General features: G+C 38.8%; 12 protein-coding genes (1 of these 12 cut by a window edge). 5 read left to right on the forward strand and 7 right to left on the reverse strand.

Features of this window, described 5'->3' with window-relative positions:
- Nucleotides 1-119: 119 nt before the first annotated feature.
- Nucleotides 120-2,825 (forward strand): type I DNA topoisomerase, encoded by a 2,706-nt coding sequence (gene topA / locus ACUR5C_RS06085; RefSeq protein WP_454467470.1) that lies wholly within the window; start codon nt 120-122, stop codon nt 2,823-2,825.
- 389 nt (nt 2,826-3,214) lie between these two features.
- Here the strand turns inward: topA and ACUR5C_RS06090 are convergent, their stop codons facing one another.
- From ACUR5C_RS06090 to ACUR5C_RS06110, 5 genes are all read right to left on the reverse strand, one after another.
- On the reverse strand, nt 3,215-4,600 hold the full coding sequence (locus ACUR5C_RS06090; RefSeq protein WP_454467471.1) for a sensor histidine kinase: 1,386 nt from the start codon (nt 4,598-4,600) through the stop codon (nt 3,215-3,217).
- Nucleotide 4,601: 1 nt separating this feature from the next.
- Entirely contained in the window at nt 4,602-6,014 is a 1,413-nt protein-coding gene (locus ACUR5C_RS06095) for a sigma-54-dependent transcriptional regulator (protein ID WP_454467472.1), read from the reverse strand.
- Nucleotides 6,015-6,124: 110 nt separating this feature from the next.
- Nucleotides 6,125-8,548, reverse strand: coding sequence for an FtsX-like permease family protein (locus ACUR5C_RS06100; protein ID WP_454467473.1), 2,424 nt, complete (start codon nt 8,546-8,548; stop codon nt 6,125-6,127).
- Nucleotides 8,549-8,571: 23 nt separating this feature from the next.
- Nucleotides 8,572-9,309 (reverse strand): ABC transporter ATP-binding protein, encoded by a 738-nt coding sequence (locus tag ACUR5C_RS06105; RefSeq protein ID WP_454467474.1) that lies wholly within the window; start codon nt 9,307-9,309, stop codon nt 8,572-8,574.
- A 37-nt stretch (nt 9,310-9,346) separates the two neighbouring features.
- The gene (locus ACUR5C_RS06110) at nt 9,347-10,603 is read right to left on the reverse strand and encodes an efflux RND transporter periplasmic adaptor subunit (protein ID WP_454467475.1); all 1,257 of its coding nucleotides are present in this window, start codon (nt 10,601-10,603) and stop codon (nt 9,347-9,349) included.
- Nucleotides 10,604-10,948: 345 nt separating this feature from the next.
- Between ACUR5C_RS06110 and pyrD the strand changes: the two genes are divergently transcribed.
- From pyrD to ACUR5C_RS06125, 3 genes are all read left to right on the forward strand, one after another.
- A complete protein-coding gene (gene pyrD, locus ACUR5C_RS06115) occupies nt 10,949-11,968 on the forward strand; it encodes a quinone-dependent dihydroorotate dehydrogenase (RefSeq protein WP_454467476.1) in 1,020 nt (339 codons plus the stop codon).
- Nucleotides 11,969-12,100: 132 nt separating this feature from the next.
- Complete coding sequence (gene rlmKL, locus ACUR5C_RS06120) at nt 12,101-14,266, forward strand: bifunctional 23S rRNA (guanine(2069)-N(7))-methyltransferase RlmK/23S rRNA (guanine(2445)-N(2))-methyltransferase RlmL (protein ID WP_454467477.1); 2,166 nt, start codon at nt 12,101-12,103, stop codon at nt 14,264-14,266.
- Nucleotides 14,266-14,550, forward strand: coding sequence for a glutaredoxin family protein (locus ACUR5C_RS06125; protein WP_454467870.1), 285 nt, complete (start codon nt 14,266-14,268; stop codon nt 14,548-14,550). Before rlmKL ends, ACUR5C_RS06125 begins: the two co-directional genes overlap by 1 nt.
- A 28-nt stretch (nt 14,551-14,578) precedes the next feature.
- Here the strand turns inward: ACUR5C_RS06125 and ACUR5C_RS06130 are convergent, their stop codons facing one another.
- Both ACUR5C_RS06130 and ACUR5C_RS06135 read right to left on the reverse strand, forming a co-directional pair.
- Nucleotides 14,579-15,031, reverse strand: a complete 453-nt coding sequence (locus ACUR5C_RS06130) for a DUF4124 domain-containing protein (protein WP_454467478.1) — start codon at nt 15,029-15,031, stop codon at nt 14,579-14,581.
- 111 nt (nt 15,032-15,142) lie between these two features.
- On the reverse strand, nt 15,143-15,418 hold the full coding sequence (locus tag ACUR5C_RS06135; protein WP_454467479.1) for a DUF3579 domain-containing protein: 276 nt from the start codon (nt 15,416-15,418) through the stop codon (nt 15,143-15,145).
- A gap of 343 nt (nt 15,419-15,761) precedes the next feature.
- Here ACUR5C_RS06135 and msrP point away from each other — a divergent pair, with 343 nt between their 5' ends.
- Nucleotides 15,762-16,012, forward strand: the 5' end (the start) of a protein-coding gene (msrP, locus tag ACUR5C_RS06140; RefSeq protein WP_454467480.1) for a protein-methionine-sulfoxide reductase catalytic subunit MsrP. 718 nt of this gene lie beyond the right edge of the window; 251 of the gene's 969 nt are visible here — the first part of the coding sequence; its start codon is at nt 15,762-15,764; its stop codon lies beyond the right edge, outside the window.

Consider the following 16,012-nt stretch of genomic DNA (forward strand, 5'->3'; position numbering starts at 1 on the left):
AATAAATCGAGACGCAATATAAAGCGATCTTATATCGCGTTTCTCAGGCTAAGCTTAATTGCAAAGCAGCAATCTGCTTTTTACTATTATTTTAAATATATCAGGAATTTTTATTCTTCATGGGTAAATCATTAGTTATTGTCGAGTCGCCGGCAAAAGCAAAGACTATCAACAAATACTTAGGTAAAGACTTTATCGTAAAGTCGAGCGTAGGTCATGTGAGAGATTTGCCTACCAAAGTTGCTACTGCGTCTTCTGATCCTAAAGAACGGGCCAGAAAGGCCGCCGAAACCCGTAAACTATCTCCTGACCAAAAGGTAATCCACAAAGCCAAAAAAGCCAAAGAAGCTTTATTTAAGCGTATGGGAATTGATCCTGAAAAAGACTGGCAAGCCACTTACCATATTTTGCCAGGTAAAGAAAAAGTTATTAAAGAGTTAAAGTCTTACGCTAAAGATGCCGACACTATTTATCTCGCAACGGATTTGGATAGAGAGGGAGAGGCAATCGCATGGCATTTGCGTGAAGAGATAGGCGGCGATGATGACCGCTATCAAAGAGTTGTTTTTAACGAAATAACTAAAAAAGCTATCGGTGAAGCATTCGCTAAACCAACTCAATTAGATATGAATTTTGTTAATGCTCAGCAAACCAGACGTTTCTTAGATCGTGTTGTTGGGTTTATGGTATCTCCACTTTTATGGAAAAAAGTCTCTCGCGGCCTTTCAGCAGGTAGAGTACAGTCAGTTGCAGTTAAGCTAATTGTTGAGCGGGAGCGAGAAATTCGGGCATTTATTCCAGAAGAATATTGGAGTTTGTATGCTGACTCGCTTAATCACAGTAACGAGTTAATCAACTTAGAAGTTAGAAGATTTAAAGACAAGAAATATCGCCCAACCAACAAAAAAGAAAGTGACGCAGCGCTTGAAGATCTTAAACAGCAAGACTTTATAGTTGAAAGCTGTGACTCAAAGCCGTCTAAGAGTAAGCCAAGTGCCCCCTATATAACTTCAACACTGCAACAAGCGGCGAGTACTCGACTTGGTTACAATGTTAAGAAAACCATGATGCTGGCACAGCGGCTTTATGAGGCGGGTTACATCACTTACATGCGTACCGATGCAACGTTTTTAAGCCAAGATGCACTCGCTATGTGCCGAGATTATATACAAAAAAATTATGGCGACAAATATTTACCAGAATCACCCAAATTTTATTCTAGTAAAGAAGGGGCGCAAGAGGCTCATGAAGCGATAAGACCTACTAACGCAGGTACACGAGAGAAACACTTAAAAGGTGTTGATGATGATGCAATTAAATTATACGGCTTAATTTGGCGTCAATTTATTGCATGTCAAATGACAGATGCAATCTATGATGTGACGAGTTTGATTGTAAAAGCGGGCGATTTCAAATTGGCGGCTAAAGGCAGAGTAGTGAAGTTTGACGGCTTTACGGCTGTTCAGCCACCAAGAAAGGGCAAAAATGACGACGAGGCGATATTACCCGAAGTCTCTGTTGGTGAAAAGCTAACCCTAAAAGAGTTACTACCTAAGCAGCATTTTACCAAACCTTCCCCAAGATATAGTGAAGCTGCGCTGGTTAAAGAATTAGAAAAGAGAGGCATTGGGCGTCCATCGACCTATGCTTCTATTATTTCGACCATTCAAGACCGGGGTTATGTAGTGGTGAAAAATAGACGATTTTACGCCAACAAAATGGGCGAAATCGTTACCGATCGTTTAAGCGAGAGCTTTAATAATTTAATGGACTTTTCTTTCACAGCTAAAATGGAAGAAACATTAGATGTTATCGCTCAGGGTGATCAGTACTGGAAAGATACTTTAACTAAATTCTATGAAGACTTAACTAACCGATTAGCCAAGGCTGAACTGCCAGTAGAAGAAGGCGGAATGGAAAATCAAAAATCGGTTGAAATGGAAATGATTTGTCCGGAGTGTAAAACTCATAACATGATGATCCGCAATTCATCAATGGGGACTTTCTTAGGTTGTAGTGGATTTTCGCTGCCACCTAAAGAACGTTGTTCTCATACAATGAATTTAATCACAGACGATGAAATTGAAGCGGTCGACAAAGACGAAGAAGCAGAAAGCAGAAACCTTCTCTTGAAAAAGCGCTGCCCTAAATGCGATTCAGCAATGGATGGCTTTTTGATGGATGAGCAACACAAATTGCACGTTTGCGGCAATAGTCCAACTTGTAAAGGCTACCTCATTGAAGAGGGTACTTTTAAAATTAAAGGCTATGACGGCCCAATTATCGAATGTGATAAGTGCGGCGACAACATGGAACTTAAAGTAGGCCGCTTTGGCAAATATTTTGGGTGTAACAATAGCGAGTGTAAAAACACACGTAAGTTGTTAAGAAATGGAGAAGCGGCACCGCCAAAAGCCGATCCAATCCCAATGCCTAATCTTAAGTGTCTAAAGGTAGATGATCATTACATATTGCGTGATGGCGCGTCAGGGATTTTCTTGGCTGCCAGTCAGTTTCCAAGAAACCGTGAAACACGTGCACCTTTAGTGGAAGAGTTGTTAACTGTTAAAGACCAACTAGACCCTAAGTTTGAATATTTAACGACCGCACCTGTTGTCGACCCTGATGGTAATAAAGCAATGTATCGCTTTAGCCGTAAAATGAAAGAGCAGTATGTCACCAGCGAAAAAGATGGAAAAGCGACTGGCTGGAGCGCTCACTATGTTAATGGCACTTGGGAAGAAACGCTAAAGAAAAAAGTGACTAAAAAGAAAGCAACCAAGAAAAAGGCGCCTGCCAAGAAAAAGGCTGCAGCTAAAAAATAAGCTTAGTAATCATTGTAGGTTGGAAAAAGCGTTTCAACCTACAAGTTACTCGCAGTGATTTTAACAGGCTACACTTGAACGCGATTAAACCTATCAAGTCTAATAAGCTTCAGCCTAGTTAAGTTTTCAGTTACAGCAAGGCTACTGACTCACTCGGATAACACTTTGTAAGCATCTCTAGAATTATAATTGCATTAATTTAAGGCGTTATATCTTTCTCCAGTTGCAATTGCTCTCATTTTTTCAATTAAGCAAATTTAGCTCGCCTTCCTAGATTTAAAGAGTGGGTAAAATACCAATTGATAGGCGAGAATCTGGTAAGAGAGTCATGAACATTGAGTATCAAATGTGAAACGCCCTATTATAAATTAAATAATAGGGTCTATCGGCTAATTGACTTTTACCGGGAAAACAATAGTTGCCTGTGCGCCAGCAGAGTTTTCTCTATTCGTTAAATGAAGAGTTGCATCGTGACTCGATAAGATTTGTTGGCACAAGGTTAGTCCAATCCCGCTTCCGGATTTTTTGGTAGTATAAAATGGAACAAATAGATTCTTCGGGTTAGCTATTCCTGAGCCACAATCTTTTATTGTGATTATTAGGTTTTCGTTTGCTACTTCTGCATTTATCTCAATTTTTTTAAGCTCTAAACCCGCCATAGCTTCACGCGCATTTTTGAGTAAATTGATAAAAACTTGTTCCATTTGATGAGGATCGGCCTGTATCACATGCTTTGGGTCTTGCTTGAACTTAAAGTTGTTGATTACACAGCAATCCGGAAAAAGCTTGCTAAGCTGTTTGAGCTTTTTTGCCCAGTTAAAGTCTTGTTTGTTTGCTTGTGGCAAATGTGAAAGTTGACTGTAACTTGTAATAAATTGATTTAATGATTCCGCTCTTTCTTTGATGATAGACAGCCCATCTTTAAATTTCTCGATATCGGTTACTTGCTGTTCCTTGTTGATTTTTCTTAGCATCGTAGTGCTAAAGGTTGCGATTGGCGTTAATGAGTTGTTCAGTTCGTGGCTTAATACTCGGAGTAAATTTTGCCACGCTTCACGCTCTTTTTCCTTTAGCAATTTTTCTATGCGAGTTAAAAGGAAAAGTTGATGTTTTTGGTTGTCACTATAGAATTGATCTTTAAATAAAACGAATTCTCCACTAATTGAGTTCTTGTTTAGTTTGACTACACCCGAATTCTTATAGCCAACTAGGTCTTCCATGCCGATATCGCTAAGTTTATAACCATTGTCTAAACTGGAATTAAAGCCTAGCGTTTTTCTCGCCGCGTCGTTAATCATCACAATATGATTGTTATTGTCTGTTGCAAATACTAGCACATCCATTTGTTGTATTATTTTTTCCAATAGTAATTGGCTTTCTTCTGCTTTTAGTTTGTGTTTATGCAAATTATCTGCAAGTAGATTTATCCGATTCAACAAGTCTTGGAAGGCTGGGTTAGACTGCTTTCTTCCTCTTAATGTGTAGTCACCATCGATCATAGCTTCAACTAAATTAGAGAGTGTTTGTAGCTGATAGTTGGCTCTATTTTTTCCTGTAAGTGCGGCATAGATTATTAGCAACAAAAATATAATGGCAAAGAAGCTAATCAAGTAATAGGACGCACCTGCAAAACGCATACAAAACAGGGCGAGAGTCAAGCAAGGAACACTAGCAATTAAAACTAAACCTGCCTGTTCGCTAGCATAATCTTTAAATGGGTTTAATTGTTTAACTTTTGCTAAAACCCTAGATAACATCATGATTTTAGTGTTCATTTTATTCAAGGCCATATTTTTGCACGCGACGGTAATAGCCGCTGCGGCTAAGACCTAAAGATTTTGCTGTCTCTGTGACATTGCCACCATGCATTTCTAATCGAGACTTTAATACTGCTTGCTCTATTTCTTCTAAGGTTAAATTGCCATGATTAAGCTCCGCAAACTTAGAATCGTCGCCATGATTATTACTGTTATTGTTATTGTTAACGAAGTTATCATTTAGATTTAAATGGTTTGGTTCTATTTGACAATTTTTACAAATGAATAATACTCGCTCCATTAAGTGACTGAGCTCTCGAATATTTCCTGGCCACGAATAACTTTGCATTATTCTTATGGCATCGTTAGATAACGCGGGCTTAGCCTTGTTGTATTTTCGGCTATATTTGTTAAGAAAATATTCTGCTAGTGGTTCAATGTCGCTTTGGCGCTCACTTAATGATGGTACCTTTATTTCAATGGTATTGAGCCTATAATACAAATCCTGTCTAAAGAGTGATTGCTGAATAAACTCAGTTAAGTTTGCATTTGTGGCGGAAATAATTCTTACATCGGCATTAATTGTTTTGCTACTGCCTACGCGCTCAAATTTTCCTTCTTCTAAAACTCTCAGCAGTTTTGCTTGCTGGTTAAGGGGGATATTGGCTAGCTCGTCTAAAAACAAAGTGCCTTCTTCAGCCATTTCGAAGCGGCCAATTCGATTTTCTTTCGCGTCAGTAAAAGCGCCTTTATTATGACCAAACATTTCACTTTCAAAGAGATTATCGCTTATTGCTCCCATGTTGACTGAGACAAATGCTTGGTTTTTACGGTTGGAAGCATGATGCACATATTGTGCTAACATGCTTTTACCTGTTCCATTGTCTCCAGTAAGCAGGATATTCATATCGGATTTGGCAACTTCGCTTAATGTCGCCATTAGCTCTTTCATTACGCTGGAAGTGGCAATAATGTTATTACCTTCAAGCGGGTGTGCTTCGCTGTTGAGTAAGTTGTTTTGTTGTTTTAAACGAACGGCTTGTTTTTCTATTGTTGCGAACTTTAAATGGGTTTGAACTAAACTAATGAGGTGCTCATTATTCCAAGGTTTCTGTACAAAATCGCTAGCACCTGCTTTTAGCGATTCAATTGCCACATCGATTGTAGCCCAGCCTGTCATCACGATTACGGGAGTAGATAGCTCTAATTGGTTAAGCGTTTTTAAAAGCGTAATGCCTTCTCCACCCGAAGTTGTGTCTCGACTGAAATTCATATCGGTTAATATCAAGTCAACGCTTTGATTGTTGATGATACTGATAATTTCGGCAGGGGAGTTGGCCTTAAGTGTTTTGAAACCTTCTTCGGTTAATAGAAACTCCAATCCAGCTAGAACATCTGTGTCATCATCAGCTATAAGTATGGTTTTCTTCATAGAGTAGTTTTTAGTTTAATTTGAACAGTAAGCATAATTGCTAGATAGGAGCTAGTTTACGTAAGCTCCTATCTAGCTGCAACAGGTATTAGTCGAATCTTTGGCTGTCTTTACTCATATCTAAGTGCTTCGCTGGGCTCCATATTGACAGCTCTTTTTGTTGGTATATACACAGCGATCATAACGACCAAACTCAAGCCAATCGTAACAGTAACAGCTAAAGATAAATATATTGCGCTAGGAATCCCTGCACCACTAAACCCATTGAAAACATACGCCATTAAGGCAAATAGTAATAAGGCTAGCCCTAGTCCTATCACAAGCTGTCTACTACCTTGTTTCAAAAACATTGAGATAACATCTTTATCCGTTGCACCAACAGCTCGTCTTATGCCGATTTCGTGAGCTCGTCGATTCACAGAATTTGAAGTCAGCCCATATATGCCTGTTAACGCCAACAGTAAAGCAAATGCGCCTATGCCAAAAGTAAGGTCCGAAGTGATTTTCATCATTTTTTTGATAAGATTTCTATTCTGTTCTGCCGGCTCAACCCGCAACGGCTCTATGCTTCGGTCTAATGAAAATAGCACTTGATAAAATGACTCTACGGCGATTTCTTCTGCTCCAATATAGTGAAAATTAATAAACTGATATCTCTTTGGGTATTGATATCCAGATACGTATAGTCTGTCGTTCGCGTCGTTGCTGGTAACAATTGCCGGCGTACCTTCAAGAAGATCTTCCATGACTCCCACAATATAGATCCATTCTTCTTTGTCGTTAATGGCAACTTTAACTCTTTTGTCTAGCGCAGAAGAATTTGGCCAGTAGCGTTTCGCCATCGATTGGCTGACTAAGCCAGTCCTTTGTGAATTTGGATTGTCTCTTGTATCTAAATGCCTACCCTCAAGTAATTTCGGACCGTAAAAGTCTGGGCTACCAATAATACCGATAACGTCTAGGTAGTTAGGCTGGCCAGTATCAATCATATTGACATCGTCAAGGGTAAATTGTTTTTCACCAAAATATCCTTGGACTACTGCATTGGTTGCATTATTCTTACTTTTGATTCGATTATAAAAAGTTTCAAAAAAGATCCGCTGTTGCTCTGGCTTTTCGTATTTATCGTTGGGTAGAAGAATTTGGCCACTAATGATTTGACTGAAGTCCTCCTTAGTTTCAATGCTGAGTAAAAACTGAGAAATAAATGCAGAGAAAGACCCAATTAGCATAAGTATTGAAATAATAAATATTTGAAGAGTGACTAAAGATTTAGTCATTCTACCCGCTTTTTTTCCTTGAGCACCTCGCGTCCCATCGCGTAAAGTATTATTGATGTCTTGGTTAGCTGTTCGCCATGCTGGAATAAATGACGCAAGAAATAATGTGACGAATGTAAATCCTACTGCCATCAGCAAAGTCGGTATATCCATTCCCCAATGCCACCAGAAAGCAAGACCACCGCCAAATGCTGAATGCATTATAGTTTCGGTAAAGTCGAGCAATTCGGCAACCAGTAAAACGGCCAATACACTGCCAAGCAAGGTAATAATTATTCCTTCCCACATTATTTGCAATGTTAGCCTTGTGATCGGCGCACCAAGCGCAGCTCGAATAGCGGTTTCTTTTTGTCTATCTATCGCTCTAGCCAAGAGCAAATTTCCGGTATTGATACAGGCTAATAAAAGAATACAAAAAGCAAGGAGATTGAAAAAAGTAAACATGACATTTCCATCCCCATCTGTTTGGGCATGGCCAAATGTAAGTAAGCTAGCACTCAATCGGCCGTCTTCCTTGTCATAGAGCTTTGAAGTTTCTTGATAGACAGCATTAATTGCCTGGTCGATTTCAGCTTCCGCCTGACTTACGTCGATTCCGGGCTTAAGTCGCGCGTATACTTGAATGTTATTTCGTGATTCAGGCTGAAGTTTAGTTAGTCTTTCTGGAATCGGTAACCACACCCGAGAGCTTACAGGAAAACCATATCCTTCGGGCATTACGCCTACAATAGTGGTTAACTCGTCATTTAAGCGCATTTCCTTACCGAGAATTTCTGGGTCGGATTTAAATTCATTCGTCCAAGTATAGTGGCTTATCACTGCGACGGGATTAGCTGACAAATGCATATCTTCAGCCGACAACTCTCTCCCCAAGAGCACTTTAGTCCTAGAGAAATTAAACATTTCTGGTTCAACAAATGATGCGTTTATCGTTTTTCCAGCGTCTCCAATTGAAAGACGCAATGGCGCAGAATCGTAAACGCCTATTTCGGAAAAATTTTCTAATTTATCGCGGATTTCTAAGAATTCATAAGCGGGAATTCTTCGTCCATCTCCATTGGTAGCGATTAACAGACGTTTTATTGACTCTCCTTCAGGAAGCGGCAATGGCTTATATACAAGCGTATAAAGAAATGAAAATGTATATAGACTAATGGAAAGTCCGCCAATAAGAACGAACAGTGTAAGCGCCGCGAACTTTGGTGTTTTTAATAATAGCCTTGAAGCGTATTTTATATCTAAAACTAGTGACATGGATTTATACTCTTCTTATTAGTTTAAGCCAAAGCGGTTTCAAGAATCACGGTATCAGCATTTTTATTAGCCGTGTTTGAAATTGAATCTGTGACTATTTGCCCGTCGAACATTTCAACTCGACGGCTAGCAAGTTCAGCTGAACGAGGGTCGTGGGTAACCATACAAATGGTGCTTCCAGCCTGATGCAATTCCGATAATAGATGCATAACCGCTTGAGCATTTTTAGAATCTAAGTTACCTGTCGGTTCATCGGCTAAGATAAACGATGGTTCGTTAACCAGTGCTCTTGCAACTGCAACTCTTTGTTGCTGTCCACCTGAAAGTTGGGAAGGGTAATGGTTTTTTCGGTGAGACATTTCTACTTTTTCTAAAACATCATTAACTTTGGATAAAATTAACTTTTTATCTAGTCCCTTTTGATAAGTTAGAGGAAGCATTACATTTTCTGCAACACTGAGATCAGAAATTAAATTGAAGGATTGAAAGACAAACCCAACTTGGTTGTTTCGAATATTAGCTCTTTGGCTTCTATTTAATTTCGAAACATCATGACCGTCAAGTGTATAGGTTCCGCTACTTGCACTATCCAACAAACCTAAAATAGATAGTAGAGTTGACTTTCCACAGCCTGACGGACCACTCAATGAAATGTAATCACCTTTATGGACTGTAAGATCGATATTATTCACTGCACGTGTTTCAATTTCTTCGGTTATAAAGTGTTTACAAATATTGTTGAGTTGAATCAAAGCCGACATTGGGAGCTCCCTATAATAACAGTTGGTAGTGTATGGGTTAGTTAATTAGCACTTGTTTATGTTGCTGAAAATCGGTGATATCGGAAGTAATTATCGAGTCTCCATTGTCTAGTCCAGATAAAACCTGAATGTGAGTTACTGAACTCAAACCTAGCTGTACTCTTTCTTTATAAGCAAATTGGTGATCATCAGACACCCTAAATAAAGTGACTTGGCTATTCGTTGGGGCAAATGCCGGGCGCTTTACATATAACGCATTTTCAATTTGTGCAGTGACAATTCGCCCTTCTACGTTTAACTCCGGTCTTGCTTCTCCAGGAAGTTTGCTTGATAACTCGACATCGATCTGCACTAAACCTGCATTGGCACTTGGATCTATGCGAGTCACTAAACCCTTAATTTCACTTGAGCGTGTATCTATAATTACTTGTTGACCTAACTGAATATCTTTAATTTGAAGTTCTTGAACTTGTAGCTGCGCATACAAAGAGTCTTTGCTGGCAATTGTAGCAACGCTTGCACCAATATTCAGTTGTTGACCCAAGACTAAATCTGCTTTTTGAACAACTCCGGCCATCGATGATTTTACAGTTAGGTTTTCTAGCTGTTGTTGCACGCTTTTATATTTACTTTCTGCAAGTTCCAGCCTAGCTTGTTGAGCGACTTTATTGGCATTCACATTGTCGATCATTTTCTGTTTACGCTTTTTTTGCGCTTGCCAGCGTTGCATTTGGCGATCTACGGAAAGTTGTGTTCTTTGAAAATCTAGTTTAGAGATCGAAGCATTTCCTTGGTTGATTAACGCCGATTCGGCATCAAGTTTTAATTTTGCACTTTTGTAATTATATTCGGCATCATCCACAGCGTTTTCGAGATCAACTAACTGAGATTCCAAAGCAACAATTGATGCCTGCATTTCTGCTTTTGTTGCTTGAAATTCCCATTGGGCTTTATCGAGTTCTCTTAAAGTCTCTGGATTGGAAAGCTTTACGAGAGTTTGGCCTTTCTCAACATTGGTGCCGGGTTTAACTAAAATTTGTTCTACTCGACCGGATGATAGGGTGGGGACCAGGAGCACCTCGCTTGGTTTTAAAACGCCAATAGCTCTAACCTCAACTTTAAATTGGCCTTTCTCGATTTTTGCAATTTGAATCTTGTCTTTTTCAATGACAAAAGAAGAATCGCCTAAAAAGGATTTTCCCCACACCGCTAAGGAAATAAGCAGGCTTATTGGCGCAATATACCAATATTTTTTCCATGCGGGTTTTGCTCTTAGTTCTCTTTTTATGTCCATTTTTGATTAACTCTATTAACTCGCTTTGCTTAGTTATATCAAGTCGCGTGCCATCTTTTAACTGAAAGTTAAGTCTCTGAAAACAAAGAACTAAATCTAATGGTGTTTTTTAAGAATGTTTGACTGTGTCGAATTTGATACAAAGAGCTTTATTGAAATGTAGCTAAATTGATACACTGATGAAGCAGAGGCTAAAGTTTAACCGACAGGCGTTAAGCTCTGTTTAAGTGACACTAGCAGGTCGGCTTAAACAACCAAATGGTTTTTGTGTTGAACAAAATTCCTACACGAAGAAAAAATCGGGTATAATCGCCCACCTTAATTTTTCAGCCTATATTTCCTCAAATGACTAAACTGTTATATCCGCTTGTTCGCTTTATTTTATTTCGTATGGACCCTGAAAGAACTCACGATTTAACGCTTAAATGGCTAAAGCGAATTGAAAAGTCGCCTTTCCGTTGGATGATTACCCAAAAAGTGGTGGATAATCCCGTTGAGATTTTTGGCATAAAGTTTCCTAATAAGTTGGGGCTAGCTGCTGGATTGGATAAAAACGGGATGTGTATTGATGCTTTTGCAGCGCTTGGATTTGGTCACATTGAGGTTGGTACTGTTACACCAAGGCCACAGCCAGGCAATCCAAAGCCGAGACTTTTCCGTGTTACTCAAGCAAATGGCTTAATTAACCGTTTTGGGTTTAATAACGATGGTGTCGATCAGCTAATTGAAAATATAAAAAGCGCTAAATACACGGGTGTTTTAGGCATAAATATTGGTAAGAATTTTGATACACCGGTAGAGCAAGCAACCCAAGATTACTTGATTTGCATGGAAAAAGTATACCCTTATGCTTCCTACATTACGGTTAATATATCATCGCCCAATACTGCTAACTTGAGACAACTGCAATTTGGTGAGGCGCTCGATGAGTTAATTTCTGCTATTAAACAGAAACAAGCTGAATTAAGTGAAAGTTTTAAGCGCAGAATTCCAGTATTAATTAAAATCGCGCCTGATTTAACCGAAGCGGAAGTTATTAGCTTGGCTAAAACGTTTAAAAAACATTGTGTTGACGGTGTAATTGCCACTAATACGACGGCTAGTAGAGAGCAAGTTCAGGGTTTAAAGCATGCTCATGAGCAAGGTGGACTGAGTGGAGCGCCGGTTTTCGAGCAAAGCACTAAGATATTAAAGCTACTGGTTGAACAAGTCGATGGTCAGTTTCCTATTATTGGAGTTGGCGGTATTGATAGCATTGAAACCGCACAAGCTAAGTTAGACGCAGGAGCCGAGCTAATCCAGATATATTCAGGCTTTATATATAAAGGGCCAAGCCTAATTAGCAAATTAGCAAAGCTCAAATAATACTAAACACTTTCTAAACATTCAAAACTTGCTAGCTTAAAGGAATAAGTGGTATTTAGTGTTTGTTAAAAGAAGTCGCTATACTAAATAAAAATTTTAGATAACTTTCTAATATTAACTTAGAGTAATGTCATGCCACGTTTTATTGCCACTTGTGCCAAAGGTCTTGAGTACGTTTTAGTCGATGAGCTCAAAGCGTTAGATATCGAGTCGCCCAAAGAAGGGCTTTCTCAGGTTCAATTTGAAACTGACTGGCGTGGCGTGTATCAAGTTTTAATGTGGAGCCGCGTGGCGAGCCGTGTGCTTTACCCTATAGCCACCTTTAATGCCGAAGATGAAGATACGCTTTACCAACAAGCTTCTATTATTGACTGGTCGCAACATCTTAAAAATAACGCTTCTTTTGTGGTTAATGCACAAAGTTATCGCTCTAATTTATCGCATACACAATATATAGCACAGCGTGTCAAAGATGCTGTTGTTGACTATTTTAGAGATGCTGGTGAGTCTAGACCGGATGTAGAGTTTAATCGGCCAGATGTTGCTATTCACTGCAGAATACGTCGTAACCAAGTGACTTTGTCAATTGATTTAGCAGGCGAGGGACTGCACCATAGGGGCTACAGAACTCAAGGTGGTAGCGCGCCAATAAAAGAAAACTTGGCAGCAGCATTACTCATTAGAGCAGGTTGGCCTAAAAAGTTTAAGCGAATTTATGATCCTATGTGTGGCTCGGGAACCTTTTTGGTAGAAGCTGCCATGATGGCATTTAATATTGCTCCTGGGCTAAAAAGAGAGTATTTAGGGCTCACTGGGTGGAATCAATTTAACCCCGCATTATGGGACTCAATTGTTGCTGAGGCCAATCAAAGTAAAGCTGCTGGGTTGGCTGCAAGTGACTATGTGATTGAAGGCAGTGATCAAAATCCAAAAGCAGTAAGAAACGCGCAAGCGAATATAGGTTTGGCCGAATTAGAAGATAAAATTAATATTCAAATCGCGGCAATTGATCAGCTAGCCGATAAAGACTTCTCTCAACCTGGCTTATTAATCGTTAACCCTCCGTACAGTGAAAGGTTAGGCGAGCGATATCAAGTCATAGAATTGTATTCTGAGCTAGGTGAGTTATTAAAGCATAAGTTTAATCAATGGCGCGCGTCGGTATTATCGCCAGACAAGGCTTTTGGTCACGCATTGGGAATACGCGCAGAAAAAATTTATAAATTTAATAACGGTAGTATCGCTTGTGAGCTACTAAACCTAAACATAGATGAAAGTAAATTTTTAAAGCAAGCCAACAAAAATGAAGTTGATAAAGATTTTTCTGCTAAGTTGTCTGAGCAAGCGATTCAATTATCTAATCGTCTCATAAAAAACAGGGCTAAAATTAAAAAATACTTAGCTAAAGAAGGGATCACTTGTTATCGAGTTTATGATGCTGATTTACCCGAATATAATGCCGCTATCGATGTTTACGAAAATAAACTACATATACAAGAATATAAACCACCAAAATCGATTGATGAAGCAACCGCTAATCGACGTTTAAAAGATATTCAGCGAGTCGCTGCAGGTGTGTTTGAAATTCCGTTGAGTCACGTATTTGTTAAGCAGCGGCGTCAACAAAAAGGTGATTGGCAGTATCAAAAGTCAGCGAAAGACAATCAACGCAAAGTTGAAAATTACTTTACCGTTGTTGAGGCAGGTAGAAAACTAGAAGTTAATTTAATTGATTATTTAGATACCGGACTATTTTTAGACCACCGTAATACCCGTCAAATGATTGCAGCTAAAGCAGCGGGTAAGTCGGTTTTAAATTTGTTTTGCTACACCGCGAGCATATCAGTTTATGCGGCAACCGCTGGCGCAAAAAAGACCACTAATGTTGATATGTCGAGAACCTATTTAGAGTGGGCTAAGCGTAATTTTTGTTTAAATAAAATTAACCTTTCTAAACACGAATTTGTGCGTGAAAACTGTATTGAGTGGATAGACTCAATGCAAAACAGTGACGAAAAATTTGATGTTATTTTTCTTGATCCGCCGACTTTTTCTAACTCAAAGAAAATGGAAACCCATTTTGATGTTCAAGAAGCCCATGTAGATTTGATAGAAAAGTGTTTGAACTTACTGTCTGATGGGGGGACCTTATATTTTTCTAATAACTTTACCAAGTTTGAAATGAAATATAAGCCAGACGTAGGAGTTGCAATGAAAGAGATTTCTAAGCAAACTCAAGCGCCTGATTTTAATCGTAAAAATTTACACCGCTGTTGGGAAATTGTAAAACACAAGTGATGAAAGCCTCCATACAAATAAACTTATATTCAACTGCTGGTTGTCATCTTTGCGAACAAGTTGTTTTAATGCTTAGTTATGTTAAAGCTCAAACCAAGATTACCGGTGTTGAATTTAATGTTTGCGAAATTGATATTGCCGAATCCGATGAGCTTATAGAAGAGCTAGGAGAGAAAATTCCCGTACTAGAGGCTAGTTTAGATAATTTTAATCAGCGATTATATTGGCCTTTTCAGTTTGCTGAGCTTATGGAGTGGGTAAAAGATATAAAAAAAGAGAGGTAAACCTCTCTTTTTTTATATGGAGTACTAATTAACTTTCTTTTGCTGGACCGCAATATTTCGCTTTCTGTTCGGTCATTTTTTGAATATTAGCCTGCTTTTCTTCTTCGGTCATTAAGCGCTTACCGCCTTCACCATCGTCTTTGGATATTCTGTCGGCATTTTGAAGTACATCCAAGTTTTGAGTGGCCACTTTGCAGTTTTGTTGACGCCATTTAGAATACGAATCTTCTGCTTGAGCTTCAGCTTCTGATTTTTCGCCATCGATTGAAGAAGTCGACGATTTTGTTGGTAGAGAGCCTTTGTCGACTCTCTTTCTTACTTTTTCAAATTGAATACCTGGTTCAGGGCGTCTTTCGGTGTAGTGAACCATACCGTCTTTATCTTTCCATTTATAAATAAACTGTTCTTCAGCAGCGCTAACTGAGCTACTTCCTACAAGCGCATAAAAGATAATACTTATGAGCAAAAGAGCATTTTTCATGGGGGTGTCCTATTCAATTTAGTGTTGAATCAATTGCATTATTGCTAATATAGACGGAAAAGGGGGGAAAAGTTAAGGCTTTTGTTAATTTTTTATATAAAAATGAGAAACTTATTGTTCTTTTTCAGTCTGTAAATTGTTCTTGTTAGCAAAATGAATGACATCTTTAAGTAAGTTTGCATGTTCATCGTTAAGCCGTGGATCAATAATAACACATTTAATGCCGTCAATAACTGCGGGTCGTAACAAAGGCGAGTAGTACATTCTGCGGTTGCGAAAAGTGCATAAATTGCCGCACAAGCGTTCAGCCCAATCACTTGGCCTGAATTTTTGTCCTTCAAGCGTGATCCCTTTTAAAATTAGGCGGCTAAAATCGATTTCTATCATTTAACAAATACTCATCAGAATACTAAACTTCGCGCGGAATAATGCCAGACTTCCGGTTTTTGTCAATAGAGATATTCGGCGGCCAATCTAAAGCGTTTCGCATTTTACTTAAGTTTTAAATCACGCTGGTGTTTTGCTTAAGCTGTATCTCTATTGCACTTTAAGTGTAGCAAATAAAGCTGTCATAGAGGCGAGTAAAATTTAAATAATCTTAAATTGGTTAACTCTCGTATATTCGCTTTAGTTAAGGCATAGTTTTGTGACCTATTTAATTTTACTTTAATCGTAACAGATTGGGGTCGTAAAACTCTCTGTATTATAGGTAACTAATTGGATTGAATGTATGGGATATGAGTCGCAGCAGCTTCGAAAAAAAATAGCGATAAATGAAAGCTTGGTCACAAGCGAGAAAGTTTTTTGGAAAAGGAGAGACTTTATCCGCCAAATGGGGCTAGCAGCAGGGATTGCGTCGATTCCTTTGGTGAGTAAAGCTAATGAAGTTAACCTATCAGGCCAGTCGCTTCGCAACGAGTTAAGCTCAGAGTTTGTGATAACTCACCATAACAATTTTTATGAATTTTCTACTAATAAACA

The organism is Aliikangiella aequoris, from assembly GCF_053709105.1.

What these genes read in the sequence shown, in the direction of transcription:
- topA (WP_454467470.1), top strand. Translation starts at nt 120, where the DNA reads ATGGGTAAATCATTAGTTATTGTCGAGTCGCCGGCAAAAGCAAAGACT.
- ACUR5C_RS06090 (WP_454467471.1), bottom strand. Translation starts at nt 4,600, where the DNA reads ATGAACACTAAAATCATGATGTTATCTAGGGTTTTAGCAAAAGTTAAA.
- ACUR5C_RS06095 (WP_454467472.1), bottom strand. Translation starts at nt 6,014, where the DNA reads ATGAAGAAAACCATACTTATAGCTGATGATGACACAGATGTTCTAGCT.
- ACUR5C_RS06100 (WP_454467473.1), bottom strand. Translation starts at nt 8,548, where the DNA reads ATGTCACTAGTTTTAGATATAAAATACGCTTCAAGGCTATTATTAAAA.
- ACUR5C_RS06105 (WP_454467474.1), bottom strand. Translation starts at nt 9,309, where the DNA reads ATGTCGGCTTTGATTCAACTCAACAATATTTGTAAACACTTTATAACC.
- ACUR5C_RS06110 (WP_454467475.1), bottom strand. Translation starts at nt 10,603, where the DNA reads ATGGACATAAAAAGAGAACTAAGAGCAAAACCCGCATGGAAAAAATAT.
- pyrD (WP_454467476.1), top strand. Translation starts at nt 10,949, where the DNA reads ATGACTAAACTGTTATATCCGCTTGTTCGCTTTATTTTATTTCGTATG.
- rlmKL (WP_454467477.1), top strand. Translation starts at nt 12,101, where the DNA reads ATGCCACGTTTTATTGCCACTTGTGCCAAAGGTCTTGAGTACGTTTTA.
- ACUR5C_RS06125 (WP_454467870.1), top strand. Translation starts at nt 14,266, where the DNA reads ATGAAAGCCTCCATACAAATAAACTTATATTCAACTGCTGGTTGTCAT.
- ACUR5C_RS06130 (WP_454467478.1), bottom strand. Translation starts at nt 15,031, where the DNA reads ATGAAAAATGCTCTTTTGCTCATAAGTATTATCTTTTATGCGCTTGTA.
- ACUR5C_RS06135 (WP_454467479.1), bottom strand. Translation starts at nt 15,418, where the DNA reads ATGATAGAAATCGATTTTAGCCGCCTAATTTTAAAAGGGATCACGCTT.